At 69.1% G+C, this 21,158-nt stretch carries 19 protein-coding genes; 8 read left to right on the forward strand and 11 right to left on the reverse strand.

From position 1 onward, the window contains the following. Positions 1 to 2: 2 nt before the first annotated feature. Positions 3 to 1,439 carry a PLP-dependent aminotransferase family protein gene (locus CCR79_RS06220; RefSeq protein WP_201169936.1) on the reverse strand — a complete coding sequence of 479 codons (1,437 nt, stop codon included), beginning with the start codon at positions 1,437 to 1,439 and terminating at the stop codon, positions 3 to 5. Positions 1,440 to 1,557: 118 nt separating this feature from the next. Here CCR79_RS06220 and CCR79_RS06225 point away from each other — a divergent pair, with 118 nt between their 5' ends. Then, positions 1,558 to 2,334, forward strand: a complete 777-nt coding sequence (locus tag CCR79_RS06225) for a class I SAM-dependent methyltransferase (RefSeq protein WP_201169938.1) — start codon at positions 1,558 to 1,560, stop codon at positions 2,332 to 2,334. A 194-nt stretch (positions 2,335 to 2,528) separates the two neighbouring features. After that, a complete protein-coding gene (locus CCR79_RS06230; protein WP_201169940.1) occupies positions 2,529 to 2,894 on the forward strand; it encodes a hypothetical protein in 366 nt (121 codons plus the stop codon). 49 nt (positions 2,895 to 2,943) lie between these two features. Here the strand turns inward: CCR79_RS06230 and CCR79_RS06235 are convergent, their stop codons facing one another. The 4 genes from CCR79_RS06235 to CCR79_RS06250 form a co-directional block, all read right to left on the reverse strand. Next, positions 2,944 to 4,389, reverse strand: coding sequence for a bifunctional 2-methylcitrate dehydratase/aconitate hydratase (locus tag CCR79_RS06235; RefSeq protein ID WP_201169942.1), 1,446 nt, complete (start codon positions 4,387 to 4,389; stop codon positions 2,944 to 2,946). A gap of 97 nt (positions 4,390 to 4,486) precedes the next feature. Further along, positions 4,487 to 5,608 (reverse strand): bifunctional 2-methylcitrate synthase/citrate synthase, encoded by a 1,122-nt coding sequence (gene prpC / locus CCR79_RS06240; RefSeq protein ID WP_201169944.1) that lies wholly within the window; start codon positions 5,606 to 5,608, stop codon positions 4,487 to 4,489. Beyond that, on the reverse strand, positions 5,605 to 6,510 hold the full coding sequence (gene prpB / locus CCR79_RS06245) for a methylisocitrate lyase (RefSeq protein WP_201169946.1): 906 nt from the start codon (positions 6,508 to 6,510) through the stop codon (positions 5,605 to 5,607). The genes prpC and prpB overlap by 4 nt, the downstream gene beginning before the upstream one ends. Positions 6,511 to 6,556: 46 nt before the next feature. Continuing rightward, the gene (locus CCR79_RS06250) at positions 6,557 to 7,561 is read right to left on the reverse strand and encodes a YhdH/YhfP family quinone oxidoreductase (protein WP_201169948.1); all 1,005 of its coding nucleotides are present in this window, start codon (positions 7,559 to 7,561) and stop codon (positions 6,557 to 6,559) included. Positions 7,562 to 7,838: 277 nt separating this feature from the next. On the opposite strand from CCR79_RS06250, the gene CCR79_RS06255 reads away from it, so the two are divergent. From CCR79_RS06255 to CCR79_RS06280, 6 genes are read left to right on the forward strand one after another with little or no spacing between them, the layout of a single operon-like run. Further along, positions 7,839 to 10,370: an ABC transporter substrate-binding protein gene (locus tag CCR79_RS06255; protein ID WP_201169950.1), complete on the forward strand. Its 2,532-nt coding sequence runs from the start codon at positions 7,839 to 7,841 to the stop codon at positions 10,368 to 10,370. Positions 10,371 to 10,372: 2 nt separating this feature from the next. Continuing rightward, entirely contained in the window at positions 10,373 to 11,485 is a 1,113-nt protein-coding gene (locus CCR79_RS06260) for an ABC transporter permease subunit (RefSeq protein ID WP_201169953.1), read from the forward strand. After that, positions 11,482 to 12,816, forward strand: a complete 1,335-nt coding sequence (locus CCR79_RS06265; RefSeq protein WP_201169957.1) for an ABC transporter permease — start codon at positions 11,482 to 11,484, stop codon at positions 12,814 to 12,816. Before CCR79_RS06260 ends, CCR79_RS06265 begins: the two co-directional genes overlap by 4 nt. Next, a complete protein-coding gene (locus tag CCR79_RS06270; RefSeq protein ID WP_201169959.1) occupies positions 12,816 to 13,793 on the forward strand; it encodes an ABC transporter ATP-binding protein in 978 nt (325 codons plus the stop codon). The genes CCR79_RS06265 and CCR79_RS06270 overlap by 1 nt, the downstream gene beginning before the upstream one ends. Next, a complete protein-coding gene (locus CCR79_RS06275) occupies positions 13,790 to 14,812 on the forward strand; it encodes an ABC transporter ATP-binding protein (protein ID WP_238634687.1) in 1,023 nt (340 codons plus the stop codon). Before CCR79_RS06270 ends, CCR79_RS06275 begins: the two co-directional genes overlap by 4 nt. A 5-nt stretch (positions 14,813 to 14,817) precedes the next feature. Further along, entirely contained in the window at positions 14,818 to 15,399 is a 582-nt protein-coding gene (locus tag CCR79_RS06280) for a methyltransferase domain-containing protein (RefSeq protein ID WP_201170306.1), read from the forward strand. 3 nt (positions 15,400 to 15,402) lie between these two features. Here CCR79_RS06280 and CCR79_RS06285 read toward each other — a convergent pair whose 3' ends face one another. From CCR79_RS06285 to odhB, 6 genes are all read right to left on the reverse strand, one after another. After that, positions 15,403 to 15,672 carry a hypothetical protein gene (locus CCR79_RS06285; protein ID WP_201169961.1) on the reverse strand — a complete coding sequence of 90 codons (270 nt, stop codon included), beginning with the start codon at positions 15,670 to 15,672 and terminating at the stop codon, positions 15,403 to 15,405. An 8-nt stretch (positions 15,673 to 15,680) separates the two neighbouring features. Beyond that, a complete protein-coding gene (locus CCR79_RS06290; protein ID WP_242510846.1) occupies positions 15,681 to 16,607 on the reverse strand; it encodes a patatin-like phospholipase family protein in 927 nt (308 codons plus the stop codon). 125 nt (positions 16,608 to 16,732) lie between these two features. Beyond that, positions 16,733 to 17,386: a methyltransferase domain-containing protein gene (locus CCR79_RS06295; RefSeq protein ID WP_201169963.1), complete on the reverse strand. Its 654-nt coding sequence runs from the start codon at positions 17,384 to 17,386 to the stop codon at positions 16,733 to 16,735. Beyond that, on the reverse strand, positions 17,383 to 18,228 hold the full coding sequence (locus tag CCR79_RS06300; protein WP_201169964.1) for an META domain-containing protein: 846 nt from the start codon (positions 18,226 to 18,228) through the stop codon (positions 17,383 to 17,385). Before CCR79_RS06300 ends, CCR79_RS06295 begins: the two co-directional genes overlap by 4 nt. Positions 18,229 to 18,341: 113 nt before the next feature. Further along, positions 18,342 to 19,763 carry a dihydrolipoyl dehydrogenase gene (lpdA, locus tag CCR79_RS06305; protein ID WP_201169965.1) on the reverse strand — a complete coding sequence of 474 codons (1,422 nt, stop codon included), beginning with the start codon at positions 19,761 to 19,763 and terminating at the stop codon, positions 18,342 to 18,344. Positions 19,764 to 19,836: 73 nt separating this feature from the next. Continuing rightward, the gene (gene odhB, locus CCR79_RS06310) at positions 19,837 to 21,144 is read right to left on the reverse strand and encodes a 2-oxoglutarate dehydrogenase complex dihydrolipoyllysine-residue succinyltransferase (RefSeq protein ID WP_201169967.1); all 1,308 of its coding nucleotides are present in this window, start codon (positions 21,142 to 21,144) and stop codon (positions 19,837 to 19,839) included. Positions 21,145 to 21,158: the final 14 nt, after the last annotated feature.

Raw genomic sequence — 21,158 nt, forward strand, 5'->3', positions numbered from 1 at the left:
GCTCAACCGCGAACGTCGCCACGGTCCTCGCCGGCGGCGAGGGCACCGAGCCGCTGCAGCGCCCACTCCGTGGCCGCCACATCGGCCTGGGCGCAGTTCAGCCGCAGGCAGCGTCCGTACCGCCCGGTGGGCGAGAACACCGGCCCCGGGGCCACGCTGACCCCCTCGGCCAGCGCCCGGCGCTGCAGCTCCAGGCTGTCGCAGCCGGCCGGCAGTTCGACCCAGACCACGAAACCGCCCCGTGGCCGGGTCACTCGGGTCCCCTCGGGGAAGTGGCGGCGTACCAGACCGGCGATCCAACGCACGTGCCGCTCGTAGTTGCGCCGGGCCCGGCGCAGGAAGCGGTCGTAGCCGCCCTGCTCCAGGTAGTCGGCCACGGCCAGCGTACTCAGGGTGCAGGTGGCTTGACTGGTTGCGTACTTGAGGTAGACGAGACGATCCCGGTAGCGCCCCGGCGCCACCCAGCCGACGCGCAGCCCGGCACCGAGGATCTTCGAGAACGAACTGCAGTAGAGCACTTCGCCCTGGCCATCGAAGGCCTTCGCCGCCCACGGGCGGGTGCCGTCGAAGGCCAGCTCACCGTAGACGTCGTCCTCGATCAGGGGCACGTTGTGGGCGTTAAGCAGTGTCACCAGTTCCTGCTTGCGCGCCTCCGGGGTCACGTGGCCCAGCGGATTGCCGAAAGTGGGCATGAGCACGCAGGCACGGATCGACCAACGCGACAGGGCCCGCTCAAGGGCCTCGGGGATCATCCCCGAGTGGGGGTCGGTGGCGACCTCCAGGGCCTGCATCCCCTGGGACTCGATGGCCTGGAGGATGCCGTAGAAGGTGGGTGACTCGATGGCCACCACGTCGCCGGGCTCGGCCACGGCACGCAGGCTGAGGGTGATTGCCTCCTGGCAGCCGGCGGTCAGCACGATGTCGTCCGGCGAAAGGCTGCAGCCGGCGTAGGCCATGCGCCGGGCGATCTGGGTGCGCAGCTCAGCACAGCCCGGCGGGAAGTCGTAGGCATTGACGCGCTCGCGCTGTCGGCGGCGCACCCGGGCAAAGCTGCGGTCCATGGCCGCCGCCGGCAGGAAAGCGGCGGGCGCCGCGGCAGCACCCAGCGAGACCACGTCCGGCTCGTGGTGGGCGCGGACCAGATCGAGCACACGCTCCTGGCCGAGCACCAGACTGGGCGCGTCCACTTCGCCCACCTGCTCGCTCGGCGCCGCGGCGGCGGTGGTGCGTTCGCGGACGTAGAACCCGGAGCGTGGCCGCGCCTCGAGGATCTCGCGCTGCTCAAGCAGTTCACAGGCGGCGACGATGGTCGCCATGCTCACCCCGAAGTGCCGGCGCAGCCGTCGCAGTCCGGGCAGCCGGTCGCCAGGGGCATAGACGCCCTGTTCGATCTGCCCGGCGAGGGTCTCGGCCACTCGTTCGTAGAGCGGTGTGGTCATCACGGTCCAGTCTAACGCAACTGTACCGGTTCATAATGTCCAAAACTGATTCTGTATCGCCCGATGGATCGCGACGATCATAGTCATCGATCCCGAGAAGCAACGCAGGAATGCAATAATGTCCCAGGCCCTAAACGCCGAAGCAGGCTGGCAGTACGAGCAGTATACCCCCGGTTTTGCCGACTACTGGGATGACCTGGTGGGGTGGGAGACGCGTCTGGCCCGCGAAGGCGCCTTCTACAACCGCCTGGTGGGCGCCCACGGCGCCAAGAAGGTCATCGACCTGGCCACCGGCACGGGGGTCAACGCCGTCTCGCTGGCTCAGGCCGGCTTCGAGGTGACCGCCGTCGACGGCTCCGAGAACATGCTGATCAAGGCCCGCGAGAACGCCAGCAAGTACGGCGTGGAGTTCAGCGACACCCGGGCCGTCGACTGGCTGGAGCTCGACAAGGTCATGGGCACCGAGCAGTACGACGCTGCGGTGTGCCTGGGCAACTCCTTCACCCACCTGTTCGATCACGAGGACCGCCGCACCGCGCTGCTGGCGATGTACCGCGTGCTGCGTCCGGGCGGGATGCTGATCATCGATCAGCGCAACTACGACGACATGCTCGACAACGGCTACAGCTCCAAGCACGCCTACTGCTACACCGGCGAGGGTGTGGACGTGGGCCCGGCCGAGCTGCACCGGACGATGGCGCGTTTCCAGTACGTCTTTGCCGACGGCTCCACCTTCCAGCTGAAGATGTATCCGCTGCGGCAGGACTACATGACCCACCTGCTCGAGGACGCCGGGTTCATCAACGTGGAGCGCTACGGCGACCTGCAGAAGCCGTACTACCGCAACGATGTGGACTTCATCCAGCAGGTGGCCTACCGCCCGCTGGAGTCCTGAGACACCTCCGGCGCCCTCGGGCGCCCGGATGCACGGACGCGGCCCCGCCCCAGGGGCCGCGTTTTTTTGTGCCCACTCGCCGGACCTGCTCCCACCCGATAACCGTACCGCGGCTGCCTTGAAGCCACGCACCGGTGCATCTAGCTTCAGATGTTGAAAGCTGACCCACGCGTGGACAGCGCAGGAGGTCGATGATGAACCGGCGGCAAAAGAGAGCGGAAGAAGCGCGGCGCAGGATCCTGGAGTCGGGCGATCAGGAGCTGATCAACCGGCTACACCTGCTGGAGGCGAGCCAGGCCCGGGCGGGACGTGGCGGACGTGGACCTGGACTGCTCGGAACGGCGGCGGCCGTCGGCGGCGGTGCCTATCTGGGCACCCTGCTCGCCGGGATGACCCTTAACGCCGAGATGCAGCGGGCCTTTGCCGCCGTTGCCGAGGACATGGGCTTTAGCCCGGGGGATCTCGGCCTCAGCCCCGCCGCGATGGAGGGCGACGTGGGCGATGTCGGCGGCGACGACGGTGGTCTGTTCGACGGCTTCGGCGGGTTCTTCGACATCTGACCCACCCCCCGGCGGGCGGCTGCCCGCCGGGGTGGCGCCGGCAGCGGGCTCAGACCCGCCAGAGGTCCATGAACTCGTGGACCGGCATCTGCTCCAGCCGCTGCTGCTCGCCGAGCGCAGCCTCAATCGCGCCAGCTTGCCGCGGCGCGAAGCGGGACGATACGGCGTTGCGGAACTTCTCCTCAAGCACCGGGATGCCCTCATCGCGACGACGGCGGTGGCCGATGGGGTATTCCACGGCGATGCGCTCGGTCTTCGAGCCGTCCTTGAACACAACCTGCACCGCGTTGCCGATCGAGCGCTTGTCGGGGTCCATGTAATCCCTCGAGAACGCCTCGTTCTCGGTGACCTCCATCCGCTCGCGCAGGGCGTCGAGCCGCGAATCGGCGGCCACGGCGTCCTCGTAGTCGGCGGCGGTGAGGCGGCCGAAGATCAGCGGGACCGCAACCATGTACTGCAGGCAGTGGTCGCGGTCGGCGGGGTTGTTCAGCGGCCCAGTCTTGTCGATGATCCGCACCCCAGCCTCCTGGGTCTCGATGATGACCCGGTCGACCTCGTCAAGTCGCGGCGCCACCTGGGCATGGAGCTGCAGGGCAGCCTCGACAGCGGTCTGGGCGTGGAACTCGGCCGGGAACGAGATCTTGAACAGCACGTGCTCCATAACGTAGCTGGCGTAGGCCTGGGAGCGACGGATCGGCTCGCCGCGGAAGAGCACGTCCTGGAAGCCCCACCCCTGGGCGGAGAGGGCGGAGGGGTAGCCCATCTCGCCGGTGAGGCTCATCAGCGCCAGCCGCACGCCGCGCGCCGAGGCGTCACCGGCGGCCCAGCTCTTGCGCGAGCCGGTATTCGGCGCGTGGCGATAGGTGCGCAGCGCCCCGCCGTCGATCCAGGCGTTGGAGACGGCGTTGATGACATCCTCGCGGCTGCCGCCGAGCAGCCGGGTGGTCACGGCCGTGGTGGCCAGCCGTACCAGCAGGACGTGGTCGAGGCCGACGCGGTTGAAGCTGTTCTCCAGCGCCAGCACGCCCTGGATCTCATGGGCCTTGATGGCGGCGGTGAGCACCTCGCGCATGGTCAGCGGCGTCTCGCTCCGGGCGAGCCGCCGGCGGCTCTCGTAGTCGGCGGCGGCGAGGATGCCGCCGAGGTTGTCCGAGGGGTGGCCCCACTCGGCAGCCAGCCAGGTGTCGTTGAAGTCCAGCCAACGGATCAGGGCGCCGATGTTGAACGCGCCCTGCACCGGGTCGAGGCGATAGGCGGTGCCCGGCACCACCACCCCGTCGCGCATCTCGGCGCCGGGGACGATCGGTCCGAGCAGCTTGGTGCAGGCCGGGTAGTCGAGCGCCATCATGGCGCAGGCGAGGCTGTCCATCAGGCAGTGCCGGGCAGTCTGATACGCCTCGGCGGAGTCGATGTCGGTGGCGCTGACGTAGTCGGCGATGGCCACCAGCTCGGCATCGGGATCGGGGCGCTGGGCGCTGCGGATGTCTCCGGACATGGGAAGCTTCCTCAAGAACCAGTTGCAGGTTGATCGTGGCACCGCCGCCGGGCGCGATGGCGTTGCGGCGGCGGTGTTGGCTGGCGGGCGAACCGCGTCAGCGCTGGTCGATCGGCGGCACCGTGCGCAGATGGTGACCGGTGTAATCGGCGCTGGGGCGGATGATGCGGTTCTTGGCCCGCTGCTCCATGACGTGGGCCGCCCAGCCGCTGTGCCGGGACATCACGAAGATCGGCGTAAACAGCTTGGTGGGGATGCCCATGAAGCGGTAGGCCGAGGCGTGGTAGAAGTCGGCATTCGCGAACAGCCCCTTCTCGTCCCACATCAACTGCTCCACGGCCTCGGAGACCGGGAACAGGGTCTCGTCACCGACCTCCGCGGCGAGCTCGCGGGACCACTCCTTGATCACGGCGTTGCGCGGGTCGACCTCGGTGTAGACCGCATGGCCGAAGCCCATGACTTTCTCCTTGCGCTCGAGCATTCCGGCCAGCTCGCGTCGCGCCTCCTCCGGGCTAGACCACTGCTCGAGCATCTCCATGGCAGCCTCGTTGGCGCCACCGTGGAGCGGGCCGCGCAGGGTCCCGATTGCCCCCGTGATGGCCGAGTGCATGTCCGACAGCGTCGAGGCGCAGACCCGGGCAGCGAAGGTGGAGGCGTTGAACTCGTGCTCCGCATAGAGGATCAGCGAGACGTGCATGACGTTCTTGTGCAGCGCGTTGGGCCGCTCACCGCGGAGCAGGTAGAGGAAGTGGGCGCCGATGGAGTCCTCGTCGCTGTCGGTATCGATGCGCACACCTTCGTGGCTGTATCGGTACCAGTAGGTGATGATCGACGGGAAGACCGCCAGCAGACGGTCCGCCACCTCGGCCTGCTGCGAGAAATCGGTCTCGGTCTCCAGGGTGCCGAGCATGGAACAGCCAGTGCGCATCACATCCATGGGGTGGGCATCCCGCGGGATCTGCTCAAGGACCGCCTTGACCGCCGGCGGCAGCTCGCGCATGCCGGAGAGGCGGCGCTTGTACGCCTCGAGCTGGGCGCGGTCGGGGAGTTCGCCGTAGAGCAGCAGGTAGGCCACCTCCTCGAACTCGCACTGTGCCGCCAGGTCACGGACGTCGTAGCCGCGGTAGGTCAGGCCCGTCCCCTCCTGGCCGACCGTGCACAGCGCCGTCTCCCCGGCGGATTGGCCACGCAGCCCGGCACCGGTCTTCTTTCCCGTCATCGCTTCTCTCCTCCTGTTCGTACGTCGCGCCCGAAGAGCTCATCGAGCTTGCGCTCATAGTCGTGGTAGCCGAGCACCTCGTAGAGCTCTTCGCGCGTCTGCATGCGATCGAGCATGCCCTCCTGGGTTCCCTCGGCACGAATGGCGCCGTAGACCTCCTCGGCGGCCCGGCTCATGGCCCGGAAGGCCGAAAGCGGATAGAGGACGAGCCCCGCCCCCGCCTCGCGCAGCTGCGCCACCGTGAAGTACGGCGTCTTGCCGAACTCGGTGATGTTGGCCAGCACCGGCACCGAGAGCCGGTCGGTGAAGGTGCGGATGTCCTCAAGGCTGTGCATGGCCTCGGCGAAGACCATGTCGGCACCAGCCTCCACGTACGCCTCGGCGCGCTCCAGGGCGGCCTCCAGACCCTCCGAGGCGCGGGCGTCGGTGCGCGCCATGACCACCAGCTCCGGATCGGGCCGCGCGTCCACCGCCGCTCGGACCCGATCGACCATCTCGGCGGTGGAGACCAGCTCCTTGCCCGGGCGGTGACCGCAGCGCTTGGCCTGGACCTGGTCCTCGATGTGCACCGCGGCCGCCCCGGCGCGCGTCAGCTCGCGGATAGTCCGCGCGACGCTGAAGGCACCGCCAAAGCCGGTGTCGATATCCACCAGCACCGGCGCGCGGGTCACGTCGGTGATGCGCCGGACGTCCTCGACCACATCGGCCAGCTGGGTGATCCCCAGATCCGGCAGGCCGTACGAGGCATTGGCCACCCCGGCGCCGGAGACGTACAGCGCCTGGAACCCGGCCCGCTCGGCGAGCAGCGCCGAATAGGCGTTGATGGCGCCGACCACCTGCAGCGGTTGTTCCTGCGTAACGGCGTCGCGGAAGCGGCGTCCCGCGGATGACTGATCGGTCATGTTTTCGTTCGCTCCGTGTCGTGATCGGGTGGGCGGGCCGGACGGGTCAGGCGACGGCGTCGCCGCCCACGCGGACCAGGGTGCGGCCGGTCACCTGCCGGGCGAGCATCGCCTCGGCGGCATCGCGCAGCCCGTCGAGTTCCACCTCGCGGGTAACGAAGCCTTCCGGGTCCTGCGGACGCAGGTCTTCGCCGAGCCGCCGCCAGCTCTCCAGGCGCAGGGGGCGCGGGCAGTTGGCGGAACTGACGCCGAGCATGCTCACGCCGCGCAGGATCCACGGCATGACGGTGGTCTCGAGCTTCACGCCCCCGGCCAGACCGATGGAGGCGACGTTGCCGTACTCCTCGACCTGGGGCAGCAGCCCGGCGAGCAGGGGACCGCCAACGTTGTCGACCACGCCGGCGAAGCGGGCGCGATCCAGCGGCCGCTCGCTGAGCCCGATCGCCTCCGGGCTCACCACCTCGGCGGCGCCCAGCGCGTGGAGATATGACGCCGCATCCTTCTTGCCGGAAACCGCTACCACGCGGTAACCGGCGTTGCTGAACAGATCCACGGCGATGCTGCCCACGCCCCCCGAAGCCCCGGTGACGAGCACATCGCCCAGCGCCGGGGTCTGCCCGGCCGCCTCCATGCGAATCAGGGCCAGCGCCGCCGTGAATCCGGCGGTACCGAGTGCCATCGCCTGGCGGGGCGTCAGCCCTCCGGGCAGCGGCACGACCCAGTCGGCAGGGATCCGCACGTACTCGGCGAAGCCGCCGTCGTGGACCTCACCCAGACCGCAGCCGGTGATCAGCACCTGCGCCCCGACTTTCACATCGTCGCTGTCGCTCTCAACCACGACGCCGGCGGCATCGATCCCCGGGGTGATGGGGAAACGGCGCAGGATCTTGCCCTGGCCGGTCAGGGCCAGCGCATCCTTGTAGTTGACGGAGGAGTACGCCACCCGGACCAGCACATCGCCAGCGGGCAGATCGGCGGCACCGAGGGTCACGACCCCGCCCTGATCCTCCCTGCCGGATTCCGGGACCCGCCACGCCGTGAATTCCTGCATTTTTTATCACCTCTGACGGCCAGTTCAGCGAGTTTACAACAGCGCTTCACCGCCTCCCAAATCATATAACAACCAATATGTTAGGAGCTCTCATGGCGTTTTCTGCGTGTTCTCCGCGCGCTTCGTACGGGAGCAGCATTATGTTCAACAATGATCCGGCTCACGCTGCATTGCGCGCGCCCCGGGCCAAGGGCAGGTTGGACCCCACGCAAAGCTTGGTGCACCATGAGCTGCGGTCAAAAACCGACCCCGCAGCGAGGACTCACAGGCTCGACCCATGGCGCCGCGCTCCTATATCCCCCTGGCCGCGCTGGCCCTGATTGCCGGGGCAATCGCCACCGTGCTGATCATCGGCGAACAGCGCGGCGCGGACACCGACGCCAGCAACCGGGGCGAACCGGGCGACCCGGCCGAACGCCGCGGTGCACTAGTCGATGAGATCATCTTCACCGAGGAGTCCGACCCGGGCCGGCTCACCGCGCTCATCGAGCACGGCTCGCACCACCTATTCACCCAGGGTATCGATAGCGCCACCATCTTCCGCCAGGCGCAGGACTCGGAGCAGGTCGACCACTTCCTTTCCCACGGCACGGCCATCGAGCTGACCCTCAACCCGGCCGCCTTCGAGGACGAGCAGCGACTCAATCCATTCCGCGAGCCGCGCATCCGCGAGGCGCTGAATCGCCTGATCGACCGGCGCCACGTGGCCGAGGAACTCTTCGGCGGTCTTGCGGTGCCCCGCTATCTGCCGATCAACACGGCCTTCCCCGACTACGCCCGGCTGGCGGAGACCGCACGCTCGCTGGAACTCAAGTACCGCCATGACCCGGAGCGCGCCGAGGCGACCATCGCGGAAACCATGGAGGCGCTCGGCGCCGAGCGCCGGGAGGGCCGCTGGTATTACGCCGACGAGCCGGTGACCCTCACCGTGCTCATCCGCACCGAGGACAACCGTGAGCGGGTCGGGGACTACATCGCCAACCTGATGGAGGATCTCGGCTTCACCGTCGAGCGCCTCTACCGCACGGCCGAGGAGGCCTCCCGCATCTGGATGACCGGCGACCCGGCCGCCGGACGCTGGCACATCTACACCGGCGCCTGGGTCTCGACCGTGATCAACCGCGACATCGGCGACAACTTCAACTACTACTACACCCCCCGAGGCCGCCCCGACCCGCTATGGCAGGCGTATGAGCCCACCGAGGCGTTCAGCGAGGCCGCCGAGCGCCTGGAGCGCCGCGACTACACCAGCGTCGGGGAACGCCAGGAACTCATGGAGGAGGGCCTGACCCTGGCGATGGAAAACTCGGCGCGCATCTGGCTGGCGGATCAGCTCAGTGTCTGGCCCCACGCCGCCGATCTTGAGGTGGCCGGCGACCTGGCCGGCGGGCTCTCCGGGTCGCAGCTGTGGCCCTTTACCCTGCGTTTCAGCGATCGCGTGGGGGGTCGCGTGGTGGCAGCCACGCCGAGCATGCTCACCGAACCGTGGAACCACGTCGCCGGCAGCAACTGGATCTTCGACCGCATGATCCTGCGCGGGTTGACCGACTCGGCGGTGCTGCCCGACCCCTTCACCGGCCTCTACTGGCCGCAGCGACTCGACTCGGCGGAGGTCACGGTCACTGAGGACGCGCCGGTCAACCGCACCCTGGACTGGGTCTCGCTGGAAACCGCTGAGACCATCGAGATCCCCGGTGACGCCTGGATCGACTGGGACCCGGAGGAGCAGCGCATCCTGACCGTGGACGATCGCCACGAGGATGGACTGACCGCCCGCTCGCGGGTAGTCCTCCACTACGAGGACGACTACCTCGAGCGCCGCTGGCACGACGGCTCGCAGGTCTCCGTGGCCGACGTGGTGCTGCCTTGGATCCTGAGCTTCGCCCGAGCCGACGAGGACAGCCCGCTGTTCGATCCCTCCCACCTGCCGGAGTTCGAGGTCTATCAACGCAACTTCCGCGGCTGGCGGATTACCGATACCGACCCCCTGACCGTCGAGGTCTACAGCGACCAGGTCTACCCGGACGCCGAGAACCTGGTCGCCGCCCGCATCCCGGCCGCTCAGCCCTGGCACGTGGTCAACCTGGGCATCCAGGCCGAGCGCCGCGGCGAGCTCGCCTTCTCCTCGAGCAAGGCCGACCGCATGGATGTGGAGTGGCTCAACCTGGTCTCGGGGCCGAGCCTGGAGGTTCTCCGCGGCTACCTGCGCGCTGCCGCTGAGGCCGAGCAGGTGCCCTTCGAGCAGGCCCTTGGCGAATGGCTGCGTGAGGGCGAGGCCGCCGAGCGCTACCGCGCCCTCGACACCTGGCAGCAGGAACGCGGCCACTTCTGGGTGGATGATGGGCCGTTCTACCTGCACTCGGTCCGCCCGGTGGAGGGCAGCATCGTGCTGCGTCGCTACCCGGATCACCCGGATCCGGCCGACAAGTGGCTGCGCTTCACCGACCCGCGCATCCCGGAGCTGGAAATCGACGGACCGCTGCTGGTCGAGCACGGCGAGGATCTCGAGCTGACGGTCCGCATCACCTACGCCGGCGAACCCTACCCGGACGAGGAGATCGAGACCGCCCGCTTTCTCCTCTTCGACCGGGACGACCGGCTGGCGCTGAAAGGCGAGAGCGAGCCGGACGGCGACGGACAGTGGCGCATCCGCGTCCCCGCCGAGGCGCTGGAGACGCTGGGCACCGGAGCCAACAGCATGGAACTGGCCGTCACCTCACGAAGCGTGGCCCTGCCGGCATTCGCCACCCACGCCTTCGCCACCCTACCGGCCGGCGGCCCCGAAGCAGACAGCCAGGAGGAGGAGTAGCCGTGGCCAGCGCCGCCCCCGTCAGCCGCACCGCCTCCTTGCTCCGCGACCTCCGTCATCTTGGGGTTTTCACCGCCAAGCGGCTCATCGCCCTGCTGCTGACCGTGCTGATCGGTGTCTACCTGACCATCCTCATCGCCAACATGGGCGGGCAGGTGGATGAGCTGCGCATGGCCCAGATCCAGGGCGAAGTGGCCGAACAGGTCCGGGGAGACCCGGCCTTCCAGGACCTCGACTCGGAGGAGCGCGAGGAACTGATGCAGCGCCAGATCGACCTAGAGGTCGAGCGCCTGCGCCTGGACGAGCCGTTCATCGTGCGCAGCTTCGACTACCTGCGCGCGGCCATGACCCTCGACCTGGGGCGGGCGGAGCAGATGCACAGCGATGCCGGTTCCCGGCAGGTCTACAACATCATTGCCGAGCGCCTGCCGGCGACGCTGCTGCTCTTCGGCACCGCCAACCTGCTGGTGTTTTTCGTCTCGGTCTTCGCCGCGCTGTCGCTGTCACGACGCTACGGCAGCCGGCTGGACCAGACCGTGATCGGCCTGGCACCCACCTCGGCGGCGCCGGCGTGGTTCTACGGCATCTTCCTGATCCTGCTGCTTGCGTTCATCTTCCCGCTGCTGCCGTCCGGCGGCATGGTGGCGGTGCCGCCGCCGGAGGATCCGTGGGCCTATGCAGCCAGCGTGATCCGCCACATGGCGCTACCGGTGGCGGCGATGTTCATCGCCCAGATCTTCATATCGATCTACTCGTGGCGGACGTTCTTCCTCATCCACTCCAGCGAGGATTATGTGGAGATGGCCCGTGCCAAGGGTTTGCCCGACGCCCTGGTGGAGCAGCGCTACATCCTCCGGCCGACACTTTCGCCGATCATCACCAGCTTCCTGCTGATGCTCATCGGCCTATGGAGCGGTGCGATCATTCTCGAACAGGTCTTCAACTGGCCGGGCCTGGGCACGCTACTCTTCGAGGCCATCGGGCACCGTGACACGCCGGTCATCATCGGCTCGGTGGTCATCTTTGCCTACCTGCTGGCCGTGACCGTGTTCCTGCTGGACTTCCTCTACGCCATCCTGGACCCGCGGGTCCGCATCGACGGGGGGCAGGGATGATCCGCTGGCGCGATGGGCTCACCCAGGTACGACGCTACCCGTCCGCCGTGGCCGGGCTGCTGATCATCGCCATGCTGATCGCCACGGCCATCTATGCCGTGACCGCCATCCCCTACTCCGAGGCGCAGAAGCTCTGGCGCGGCGGCGACGCCTGGCAGGACCTGCCGGTCAACGCCAGCCCGGCGTGGACCGACCGGCTTCTCGGCGGGGATGCCCCGCGCACCATCACCGTCTCCAGCGAGGATGCGCCCACCGAGCGCCAGGATCTGGGCGCAGCACGGCTCGAGACAACCACCCTGGAGGTCGACTTCCCCTACGACGGCTTCCCCTCGGAGATCAATCTCTTCCTCGAGGCGGAGTTCGAGCAGGGCCAGCCCTTCACGCGGGTGCACTGGCGCACCCCGGACGGCGAGGAGATCCCCATCGACGCCCGCCGGGTGGGGGAGCGGGAGCGCTTCTCCATCTCCCAGGACCGGCAACTGGAGAGTCGGCTGGGCCGCGCGCCCCAGGTCGGCCTGTTCACCGACGCCGAGCCCGGAACCCCGGACCCGACAGTGCGCACCGGCACCTACGAGCTGGTTATCGAGACGGTGCACTTCGAAGAGTCCGCCCGGCTGCACGCCGAGCTGGTCGTCTACGGGCAGGTCCACGGCGCCTTCGGCACCGACCACCAGCGCCGCGACCTGGCCGTAGCCCTGCTCTGGGGCACGCCGGTCGCCCTCGCCTTCGGACTGCTCGCCGCCGTGGGCACCACAGTGACCACCCTGATCATCGCCGCCACCGGGGTCTGGTACGGGGGCTGGGTGGACGCCACCATCCAGCGGCTCACCGAGGTGAACATCATCCTGCCGCTGCTGCCGATCCTGGTGATGATCGGCACCCTCTATTCGACCAGCATCTGGCTGATGCTCGGCGTCGTCGTGGTGCTGGGCATATTCAGCGCCGGGATCAAGATGTACCGCTCGATGCTGCTGCCCATCCGTGAAGCGCCCTATATCGAGGCGGCGCGCGCCTATGGGGCCGGGGGCGGCCGGATCATCCTGCGCTACATGGTGCCGCGGATCCTGCCAGTGCTCATCCCCACCTTCGTCACCCTGATCCCCACCTACGTCTTCCTGGAGGCGTCGTTGGCGGTTCTCGGCCTGGGTGACCCGGTGCTGCCGACGTGGGGCAAGGTCCTGCACGATGCCCAGGCCCAGAGTGCGCTCTACCACGGCTTTTACTACTGGGTGCTGTCGCCGGCGACGCTGCTGATGCTCACCGGACTCGGCTTTGCCATGCTCGGCTTCGCCCTGGACCGGATCTTCAACCCGCGGCTGAGGAACCTCTGATGGCCGGTGCCCCGCTGCTCGAGATCGAGAACCTGCGCCTGGGCTACGCCACCGCGCGCGGCACCCTGTGGGCGGTGGACGGCGTGAACTTGGAGGTGCGCCGCAACGAGGCCCTGGCCGTGCTCGGCGAGTCCGGCTGCGGCAAGAGCTCGCTGGCGCGTACCCTGCTGCGCACGCTGCCGCGCAACGCCCATGCCCCCAGCGGCCAGATGCGCCTGGACGGACGCGACGTGCTCGGCCTTCCGGAGGAGCGCTTCCGCCGCGAAGTGCGTTGGGTGCGCATCGCCCTGGTCATGCAGGCGGCCATGAACGCCCTCAACCCGGTGGTGCGCGTCGGGGAACAGGTGGCTGAACCGCTGCGCGTGCACCACCGGCTGGGCCGGCGGGAGGCACACCGTCGCGCCGGCGCCGCCTTCGAGGAGGTGGGCATCGCCACGGATTTCCTGCGCCGCTACCCCCACGAGCTTTCGGGGGGCATGCGCCAGCGCGCGGTGCTGGCCATGGCGCTGGTGACCGAACCGGACCTGGTCGTCCTCGACGAGCCCACCTCGGCGCTGGACGTGCTCACCCAGGCATCCATCATGAACGTGCTCAAGCGCATCAAGGCCCAACGCGGGGTCAGCTTCGTGCTGATCACCCACGATATCGCCACCTCCAGCGAACTGGCCGACCGGGTGGCGCTGATGTACGCCGGGCAGGTGGTGGAGACCGCCAGCGCCGAGGCGTTCTTCGGCCATCCCGCCCACCCCTACTCGCGGCTGCTGATGGACTCGGTGCCCCGGCTGCACCAGGAGCAGCCGCCACGCGCCATACCGGGCCGCCCCCCGAGCCTGCTCGAGCCGCCGACCGGCTGCCGCTTCGCCGAACGCTGCCCGAAGGCCTATGAGCGCTGCAGCGAGCCACCACCCGAGGTTGCCTACGATACCCGGCACCGAGTCCGCTGCTGGCTTCACCACCGCTCGGGAGGGGGACCATGAGCTTGCACTCACCCATCGCGGCGCGCACCACCGGCAGCACCGATGAGGCACTGCTGTGCGTTGACGGCCTGCACACCCACTTCGAACTGCGTCAGTGGGGGTTCCTGCGGACCGGCACGGTGCGCGCCGTCGACGGCGTAGCCTTCAGCCTGGACGCCGGTGAGGCCATTGCGGTGGTCGGCGAGAGCGGCTGCGGCAAGAGCTCTCTGGCGCGCACCCTGCTCGGGCTGCACCGGCCGACCGCCGGCTCGGTGCGTTTCGCCGGTACCGAGGTGGGTGAGCTCAACGGCGCGGCCCTCAAGACATACCGCGCGCAGGTCGGCTACGTCCAGCAGGACCCCTACGGGGCCCTGCCACCGTTCATGGAGGTGCAGCGGATCCTGGCCGAGCCGCTGATTATCCACGGCGTCCGCCCGCGCGCCGAGCGCTGGCGGCGCATCGAGGCAGCCCTCGAAGAGGTTGGCCTCAGCCCCGCGGCCGAGGTGGCCGGCAAGTTTCCCCACCAACTCAGCGGCGGTCAGCAGCAGCGCGTGGTCATCGCCCGGGCACTGCTGCTGCGGCCGGCGATGATCATCGCCGACGAGCCCGTCTCCATGCTCGACGCCTCGGTCCGGGTGGAGATCCTCAACCTGCTCCACCGGGTGCAACAGGAGCACGACTTGGCCCTGCTTTACATCACCCACGACCTCTCGACGGTCCGCCACTATGTGGACCGGGCGATGGTGATGTACGGCGGACGCATCGTCGAGCAGGCCCCTGTGGACGCGCTGTTGCAGCGGCCCCAGCACCCCTACACCGAGGCCCTGCTCAGCGCCCTCGGCGACCCCGATGCCGCCAACGCCGGCCGCCCCCGCCCAGTCCCCGGGGGCGAGGCGCCCAGCCTGATCCAGCCACCCACCGGATGCCGTTACCACCCACGCTGCCCGCACGCCATGGCGGGTCGGTGCGAGCTCGATCCGCCGCCGCCGGACTTCCGGCCCCGCCCGGAGCATCGAGCCGCCTGCTGGCTTCGCGAGTGACCCCGGTGCGCGGCGTCGAGCACATCCCGTGGCTCTACGACGCCGGTATGGCCGTCTGCGAACGCTTAGGCATGCACCGCTGGCGCGAGGCGCTCGTCGACGGGGTCCGCGGCCGTGTCCTGGAGGTAGGCTGCGGGACGGGACGGACCCTACCGCTCTATCCCGCCGAGACCGCGGTGTGGGCAGTGGATCCGGACGCCGCCGCGTTGCGCCGCGCCCGGCGCCGGGCGCCGCAGGTCCCGCTGTACGTTGGCCGCGCGGAGGCACTGCCCTTCGCCGACGGCAGCTTCGACACGGTCACCACCAGCCTGAGTTTCTGCAGCGTCGGCGATACCGCGGCGGGGCTGCGGGAGATCCGCCGGGTCCTCGACGATCACGGGGTGCTGCGAATGCTCGAGCACGTGCGCTCACCGGGGCTGGCGGGCCGGGTGCAGGACCGCATCCAGCCGGTGTGGACCGCCGTCAGCGGCGGCTGCCACCTCAACCGGGATACCGAGGCAGCCGTGCGCGCGGCGGGGTTCCGCATCGACGGCACCTCGCGACGGGCGCGCGGGGTCATGCGCTGCTTCGCCGCCTACAAAGCGTAACAGTCAGGACCGGCCCAGACGCTGCCACAGATCCGCCAGGTGGGCCGCCAGGCCAGCCAGCAACCACCCCGAGACCCAGTACCACGGGGCACCGGTCAGCGCGGCGCGCAGCGCCAGCAGCAGGAAGCCGCCGGCCGCCAGGGTGGTCACGATGGTTGCCGGCGCCAGGCCATGACCGGTGCGCCGGTAGAGCGCGTAAAGCAGGGCCCCCTCGAGGAGCATCAGCACCAGGATGGCGTCGATGACGCGGCCGCTGGCAAACCATTCCGCCATCATCCCGCTCACCACTCGGCCAGCCGTTCACGCAGCTCGTCCCGGAGGATGTCCACCTCAGGGCGGGCCTGCTCAAGGATCGTATCCACCCTGTGAAAGTCGAGCACGCGGATATCGCGGATCGCCGGGCTGATCAGGATATCGGGCTCCTCCCGCCGCCGCTTCTCCTGCAGGATGGAGTACTGCATGACCTGGAACGTGTTGAAGATGTTGTCCAGGTACGCCGGGTTGCGCAGTGCCTCGTCCTTGCCCTCCTCACGGGTGCCGAGCACATTGACCGCCACCACCACGTCGCAATCCTTAGCGAGCAGGTCGAACGGCACCGGATTGGTCAGGCCGCCGTCGACCAGCACCCGATCCTGATAGGAGACCGGGCTGAACAGCCCCGGCATGGCCATGCTCGCCTGGACCGCCGGCCACAACGCACCCGAATCGAAGACCACCGCCTCGCGCTTCCAGTAGTCGGTGGCCACAATCTGCAGCGGAATCTCCAGCTCGCCAAAGCGCGACACGCCCGTCTCCTTGCGCAGGTGGGCGATAAAGGCGTCGGACTCCACAAGCCCGCCGTCGCGATCCGACGGCTGCACGAAGTCGAGCCACTGCCGCCATTTGCCGCCCATCAGCGTCTGCAGCCAGTTCTCGTCCTGATCGGCGACGAGCTCATCGATTCCGGCTCGGATCTCCTCGGCGCTAAGCCCGGCGGCATAGAGCGCGCCCATGATGGCGCCGATGCTGCAGCCACTGATCCGGTGCGGACGCACCCCGAGCTCCTCGAGCGCCTCGAAGACCAGCAGGTGGGAGAGGCCGCGGGCCCCGCCGCTGCCGAGCGCCAGGCCGATACGCGGCCTCCCGTCCCGGTCCACCTCGCCGCCCCGGGCGCCGGCAACCGGGGTGGCCGACATGCCCACCAGGGGCATCAGGGATGCGCTGATCATCATCTTCAGGGTGTGGCGTCGTGGGCGGTCGGGGAGGTCGTGTGGCACTGCGAATCCTCGCTTCAGGCTGCCGCTGAAGGTGCAGCGGTCTCGGGTGAACATAGCAGGCATGGCCCCGACTGTCCTCAGCCCGCGCCGCCGGCGACCGGGCGGCGCAACAGGGCGACATCGTCCCGCGGCAGGTGCAGCTCCGCGCCCCAGCGTCGGGCGAACCAGCAGAAGGTCACCTCGGCGAAGAAGGCGATGTGGGTCGGGTCGCGCAGGTAGTGCCAGGCACCGAACGCCTCGGCGGACGGCTGGCGCTTGGTCATGATACCCAGCCAACCCCCGGGTCGCACGCACCCCCAGAGCCCGTCGAGCTCGGCCGCCGGCTCGGCCAGGTGCTCGACCACCTCGGTGGCGGTAACCACCTCGTAGCGATCGCGCAACGGCGACGGATCGGGGAAGTAGAAGGGATCGTAGACCTCGGCCTGATAGCCTGCCTCACGGAACATCGCCGCCAGCGCGGGGCCGTGGCCGCAACCGAAATCCAGCACGCGCGCCGGCGGCACCACCGCGGCCATCAGCGGATCGGCGATCCGGGCCAGGAAGCGCCGGTAGCCCGGGTCGTTCACCGCATTCCGGTGCTGGTCGTAGACAGCCTTCTCGTCCGCCGCCGACAGGTGCTGCTGGGGCGGTACGTGGACCAGGGCGCAGCTCGGGCATCGGTAATACGTGCGCTCGGCCCGATGGAACAGCACCGCCGAGCTGCCGCACAGGGGGCAGGGGCGAACGCTCACGGCGCCACCCCGCCGGCCTCCTCCGCGCGGACCGCCTCCAGGCGCCTGCCATCCGCGGTCAGCAGGCGCAGACGGTCGACTTCGGGCATATAGAGGAAGTACACCCCGGCGAGCACATCCAGGAACGCCTGCTCGGCTTCCGCCAGGCCCGCGTCGCGGCAGGCCATGCGCGTGGCGGCCAGGCCGCTGAACACGATCCGCTCGCCGGTCAGCCGGTAGGCGCCGGCGTAGCGATTACACGGCGCCTGCCCGTGAACCCGCCCCTCGGCATCGAGATCGAGCGTGATGATTGCCTCGGGGATCTCGCCGTCGACGGCCACGATCTGCCACTCACCCCCGGTCAGCAACGCCCGGGGATCGCCGCCGCAACCGCGATGCTGCGTACCGTCCAGGGTGTAGTCGACGCGGTACGGGTGCGGCATGCCGGTGGCCACATCGGCGCACAGCGCCTGCTCGACGACAACCTCCAGCGCGCGGCCGTTATCGGTCTCCGCCGTATAGCGCAGGGCCGTGTCCGTTACCTCCGGGTCCGGCTGCGCGGCGGCCACCTCGAGGCGGCCGTAATCGGCCAGCAGCCGCATGCGCTCGCCGTCCATGCGCAGCATCCACCCCGGCTCCTGCCCGCGGGCAATGAACGGTTCATCGGCGGTACCCAGCCCCGGTGCCGGCTCCGGGACAGTCTCGGGGGCCTCGATGGGCTCGGGCTCGGCCTCGGCCAAGGGGGCGGGGGGATCCTCACGGACCCCGGCCGGCTCGCGGTCCTGCGCCCGCTCGGGAGTAGCGCACGCGGCCAGCAGGAGAAGGATCGGAAGAGTGGTCGCGACGGTACGGATGGTGGTCATGGGTCCAGAATACCCGAAAGCGGTGCTCCAGCGGCACTGCCTCGGTGCAACGGAATCCGGACCGCACGCGGCGGCGCCGCCCCGTGCGGGGGCGGCGCACGGCGCGTACCGGCTCAGTTGGCCTTATGGATGGCCCGCTTACCCACGGCCAGGGCCGCTTCGTGGACGGACTCGGAGAGCGTCGGGTGGGCGTGGATGGTGCGCGCGATGTCCTCGGCGGAGCCGGCGAACTCCATGGTCACCACCGCCTCGGCGATGAGTTCGGAGGCCTGCGGACCGATGATGTGGGCCCCGAGCAACCGGTCGGTCTCGGCGTGGGCGATGAGCTTGACCATCCCAGCGGTCTGGTCCATGGCACGGGCCCGCCCGTTGGCAGCAAAGCCGAAAACCCCGGTGTTGTAGGGGATGCCGGCCTTCTTCAGCTGCTCCTCGGTCCGACCCACCCAGGCGATCTCGGGGTCGGTGTAGATCACCCACGGGATGGTCTCGTAGTTGAGGTGCCCGCCCTTGCCGGCGATCCGTTCCGCCACCAGGATGCCCTCTTCTTGGCCCTTGTGGGCGAGCATCGGCCCGCGCACGACGTCGCCGACGGCGTAGACGTCGGGCAGGTTGGTCTTGCAGTCCTCGTCGACATTGATGAAGCCACGCTCGTCGAGGAGCAGATCGACCTCTTTCGAGCAGAGGTCATCGGTGTTGGGTCGCCGGCCGACGCAGACGATGAGGCGGTCGACCTCCAGCTCCTGCCCACCGTTCTTGTCCTCGTAGGAGACCGTGACCCCACCGTCGACCCGGGTGCCGGTGACCCGGCAACCCAGGCGGATATCCAGCCCCTGCTTCTTGAACTCCTTCTGGGCCGTGCGCGCCACCTGGCGGTCCACCGGCCCGAGGAATTCGTCCTGCGCCTCGAGCAGCACCACCTCCGAGCCGAGGCGGCTCCATACCGAGCCCATCTCGAGGCCGATGACCCCGGCGCCGATGATGCCGAGCCGCTGCGGCACCTCGGTGAAGTCCAGCGCCCCGTCGGAGTTGACGATGCGCTCGTGATCCAGCGCTGCGGCGCCGATCTCGACGCTGCGCGAGCCGGTGGCCAGTACGACGGAGTCGGCGCTGTAGCGCTCACTGGTGCCATCCGAGCGGCGGACCTCCACGGTCTTCGCCTCGACCAACTGGCCGTGACCGTGGATCCACTCGATCTTGTTGGCCTTGAACAGCTGACGGATGCCCCCGGTGAGATCCTTAACCACCTTGTCCTTGCGGGCGATCATCTTCTCCACATCCAGCTCCACCCCCTGGGCGGTGATGCCGTGGGCGCTGAGCTGCTCGGTGACCTTGTGATACTGCTCCGAGCTGTCGAGCAGCGCCTTGGAGGGGATGCAGCCGACGTTCAGGCAAGTGCCGCCGAGGGCGGGCTCGCCGTCCTTGAAGACGAAGGCGTCGACCACGGCAGTGCGCATGCCCAGCTGGGCGCAGCGAATGGCAGCGCTGTATCCGGCGGGGCCGGCACCGATAACGATGACATCGTAGTGATTGGACATGTTGCGACCCTGTTCTGTGGTTGTATGTGCGCTCGAGGGCCTCCGGCCCCGGGCGGATCCTGGGCCCGCGCCGCTAGATTTCGAGCAGCAGCCGGGCGGGATCCTCGATGCAGTCCTTGACGGCCACCAGGAACTGCACCGCCTCGCGGCCGTCGATGATGCGGTGGTCGTAGGTGTGGGCCAGGTACATCATCGGCCGGACCACGATCTCACCGTCCTCGACCACCGGTCGTTCCTGGATCTTGTGCATCCCCAGGATGCCGCTCTGAGGCGGGTTGAGGATGGGCGTGGAGAGCAGCGACCCGAAGATCCCGCCGTTGGTGATGGTGAAAGTCCCGCCGGTAAGCTCGTCCATGCTCAGCTTGCCCTGCTGGGCACGCTTGCCGAGCTCGTTGATCTGTGACTCGATCTCGGCGAAGGAGAGGCGGTCGGCGTCGCGCAGCACCGGCACCACCAGCCCCCGCGGCGAGGAGACGGCGATGCCGATGTCGTAATAGCCGTGGTAGATGATGTCATTGCCGTCGATCGAGGCGTTGACCGCCGGATAGCGCTTGAGGGCCTCGACCGCCGCCTTGACGAAGAACGACATGAAGCCTAAGCGCACGTCGTGGGCCTTTTCGAAACGCTCGCGGTAACGGGCGCGCAGATCCATCACCGGCTGCATGTCCACCTCGTTGAAGGTGGTGAGCATGGCCGCGGTCTGCTGCGCCTCGACCAAACGCTCGGCGATACGCTGGCGCAGCCGGGTCATGGGCACCCGCTGCTCGGGTCGGTCGCCCAGCGGGGCGGCCTCGGCGGCGGGGGCGCTCTGCGGTGCTGTAACCGCGGTGGGCGCTGCCTCGGCCTCGGCCCGACGCTCCAGATGGCGGAGCACGTCTTCCTTGGTCAGGCGACCGTCGCCACTGGAGGACTCGATCCGGGCAGGATCCAGGTCGTGCTCGCGGACCAGACGGCGCACCGCCGGGCTGAGCCCGTCCAGGCTCGCCGCCGGTGCCGCCTCCGCGTCCGCGGCCGCGACGGGCGCCTCGGGGGCCGTGTCCTCCCCGCCCTGGGGGGCCGGCTCGGCGTCGTCCGACGCCTGTCCGCCGGCCGCGGCCGCCGCGGCGGTCTCGGCGGCCGGGGGGTCATCGGTGGCGGGTGCGGCACCCGCCTCGACGTGCCCGAGGATATCGTCCGGGGTGACCGTATCGCCCACCGCACGGTCGATCCCCTGCAGCACACCGTCGGCGGGCGCCGGGACCTCCAGCACCACCTTATCCGTCTCCAGATCGACCAGGTTCTCGTCCTGGCTCACCGCCTCGCCGGGCTGCTTATGCCAGGCCACCACCGTCGCCTCGCTGACGGACTCGGGCAGCGCTGGCACCTTGATCTCGACGCTCATGCAGGTCCCCTTCT

Origin of the sequence: Halorhodospira halophila (assembly GCF_016653405.1) — a bacterium.
GTDB lineage: Bacteria > Pseudomonadota > Gammaproteobacteria > Nitrococcales > Halorhodospiraceae > Halorhodospira > Halorhodospira halophila_A.

Excerpts from the sequence above, each read along its gene's own strand:
- CCR79_RS06275 (WP_238634687.1), top strand. The coding sequence starts at position 13,790 with ATGAGCTTGCACTCACCCATCGCGGCGCGCACCACCGGCAGCACCGAT.
- lpdA (WP_201169965.1), bottom strand. The coding sequence starts at position 19,763 with ATGTCCAATCACTACGATGTCATCGTTATCGGTGCCGGCCCCGCCGGA.
- CCR79_RS06225 (WP_201169938.1), top strand. The coding sequence starts at position 1,558 with ATGTCCCAGGCCCTAAACGCCGAAGCAGGCTGGCAGTACGAGCAGTAT.
- CCR79_RS06220 (WP_201169936.1), bottom strand. The coding sequence starts at position 1,439 with ATGACCACACCGCTCTACGAACGAGTGGCCGAGACCCTCGCCGGGCAG.
- CCR79_RS06290 (WP_242510846.1), bottom strand. The coding sequence starts at position 16,607 with ATGATCAGCGCATCCCTGATGCCCCTGGTGGGCATGTCGGCCACCCCG.
- prpB (WP_201169946.1), bottom strand. The coding sequence starts at position 6,510 with ATGACCGATCAGTCATCCGCGGGACGCCGCTTCCGCGACGCCGTTACG.
- odhB (WP_201169967.1), bottom strand. The coding sequence starts at position 21,144 with ATGAGCGTCGAGATCAAGGTGCCAGCGCTGCCCGAGTCCGTCAGCGAG.
- CCR79_RS06230 (WP_201169940.1), top strand. The coding sequence starts at position 2,529 with ATGAACCGGCGGCAAAAGAGAGCGGAAGAAGCGCGGCGCAGGATCCTG.
- CCR79_RS06255 (WP_201169950.1), top strand. The coding sequence starts at position 7,839 with ATGGCGCCGCGCTCCTATATCCCCCTGGCCGCGCTGGCCCTGATTGCC.
- CCR79_RS06235 (WP_201169942.1), bottom strand. The coding sequence starts at position 4,389 with ATGTCCGGAGACATCCGCAGCGCCCAGCGCCCCGATCCCGATGCCGAG.
- prpC (WP_201169944.1), bottom strand. The coding sequence starts at position 5,608 with ATGACGGGAAAGAAGACCGGTGCCGGGCTGCGTGGCCAATCCGCCGGG.
- CCR79_RS06270 (WP_201169959.1), top strand. The coding sequence starts at position 12,816 with ATGGCCGGTGCCCCGCTGCTCGAGATCGAGAACCTGCGCCTGGGCTAC.
- CCR79_RS06265 (WP_201169957.1), top strand. The coding sequence starts at position 11,482 with ATGATCCGCTGGCGCGATGGGCTCACCCAGGTACGACGCTACCCGTCC.
- CCR79_RS06285 (WP_201169961.1), bottom strand. The coding sequence starts at position 15,672 with ATGGCGGAATGGTTTGCCAGCGGCCGCGTCATCGACGCCATCCTGGTG.
- CCR79_RS06300 (WP_201169964.1), bottom strand. The coding sequence starts at position 18,228 with ATGACCACCATCCGTACCGTCGCGACCACTCTTCCGATCCTTCTCCTG.
- CCR79_RS06250 (WP_201169948.1), bottom strand. The coding sequence starts at position 7,561 with ATGCAGGAATTCACGGCGTGGCGGGTCCCGGAATCCGGCAGGGAGGAT.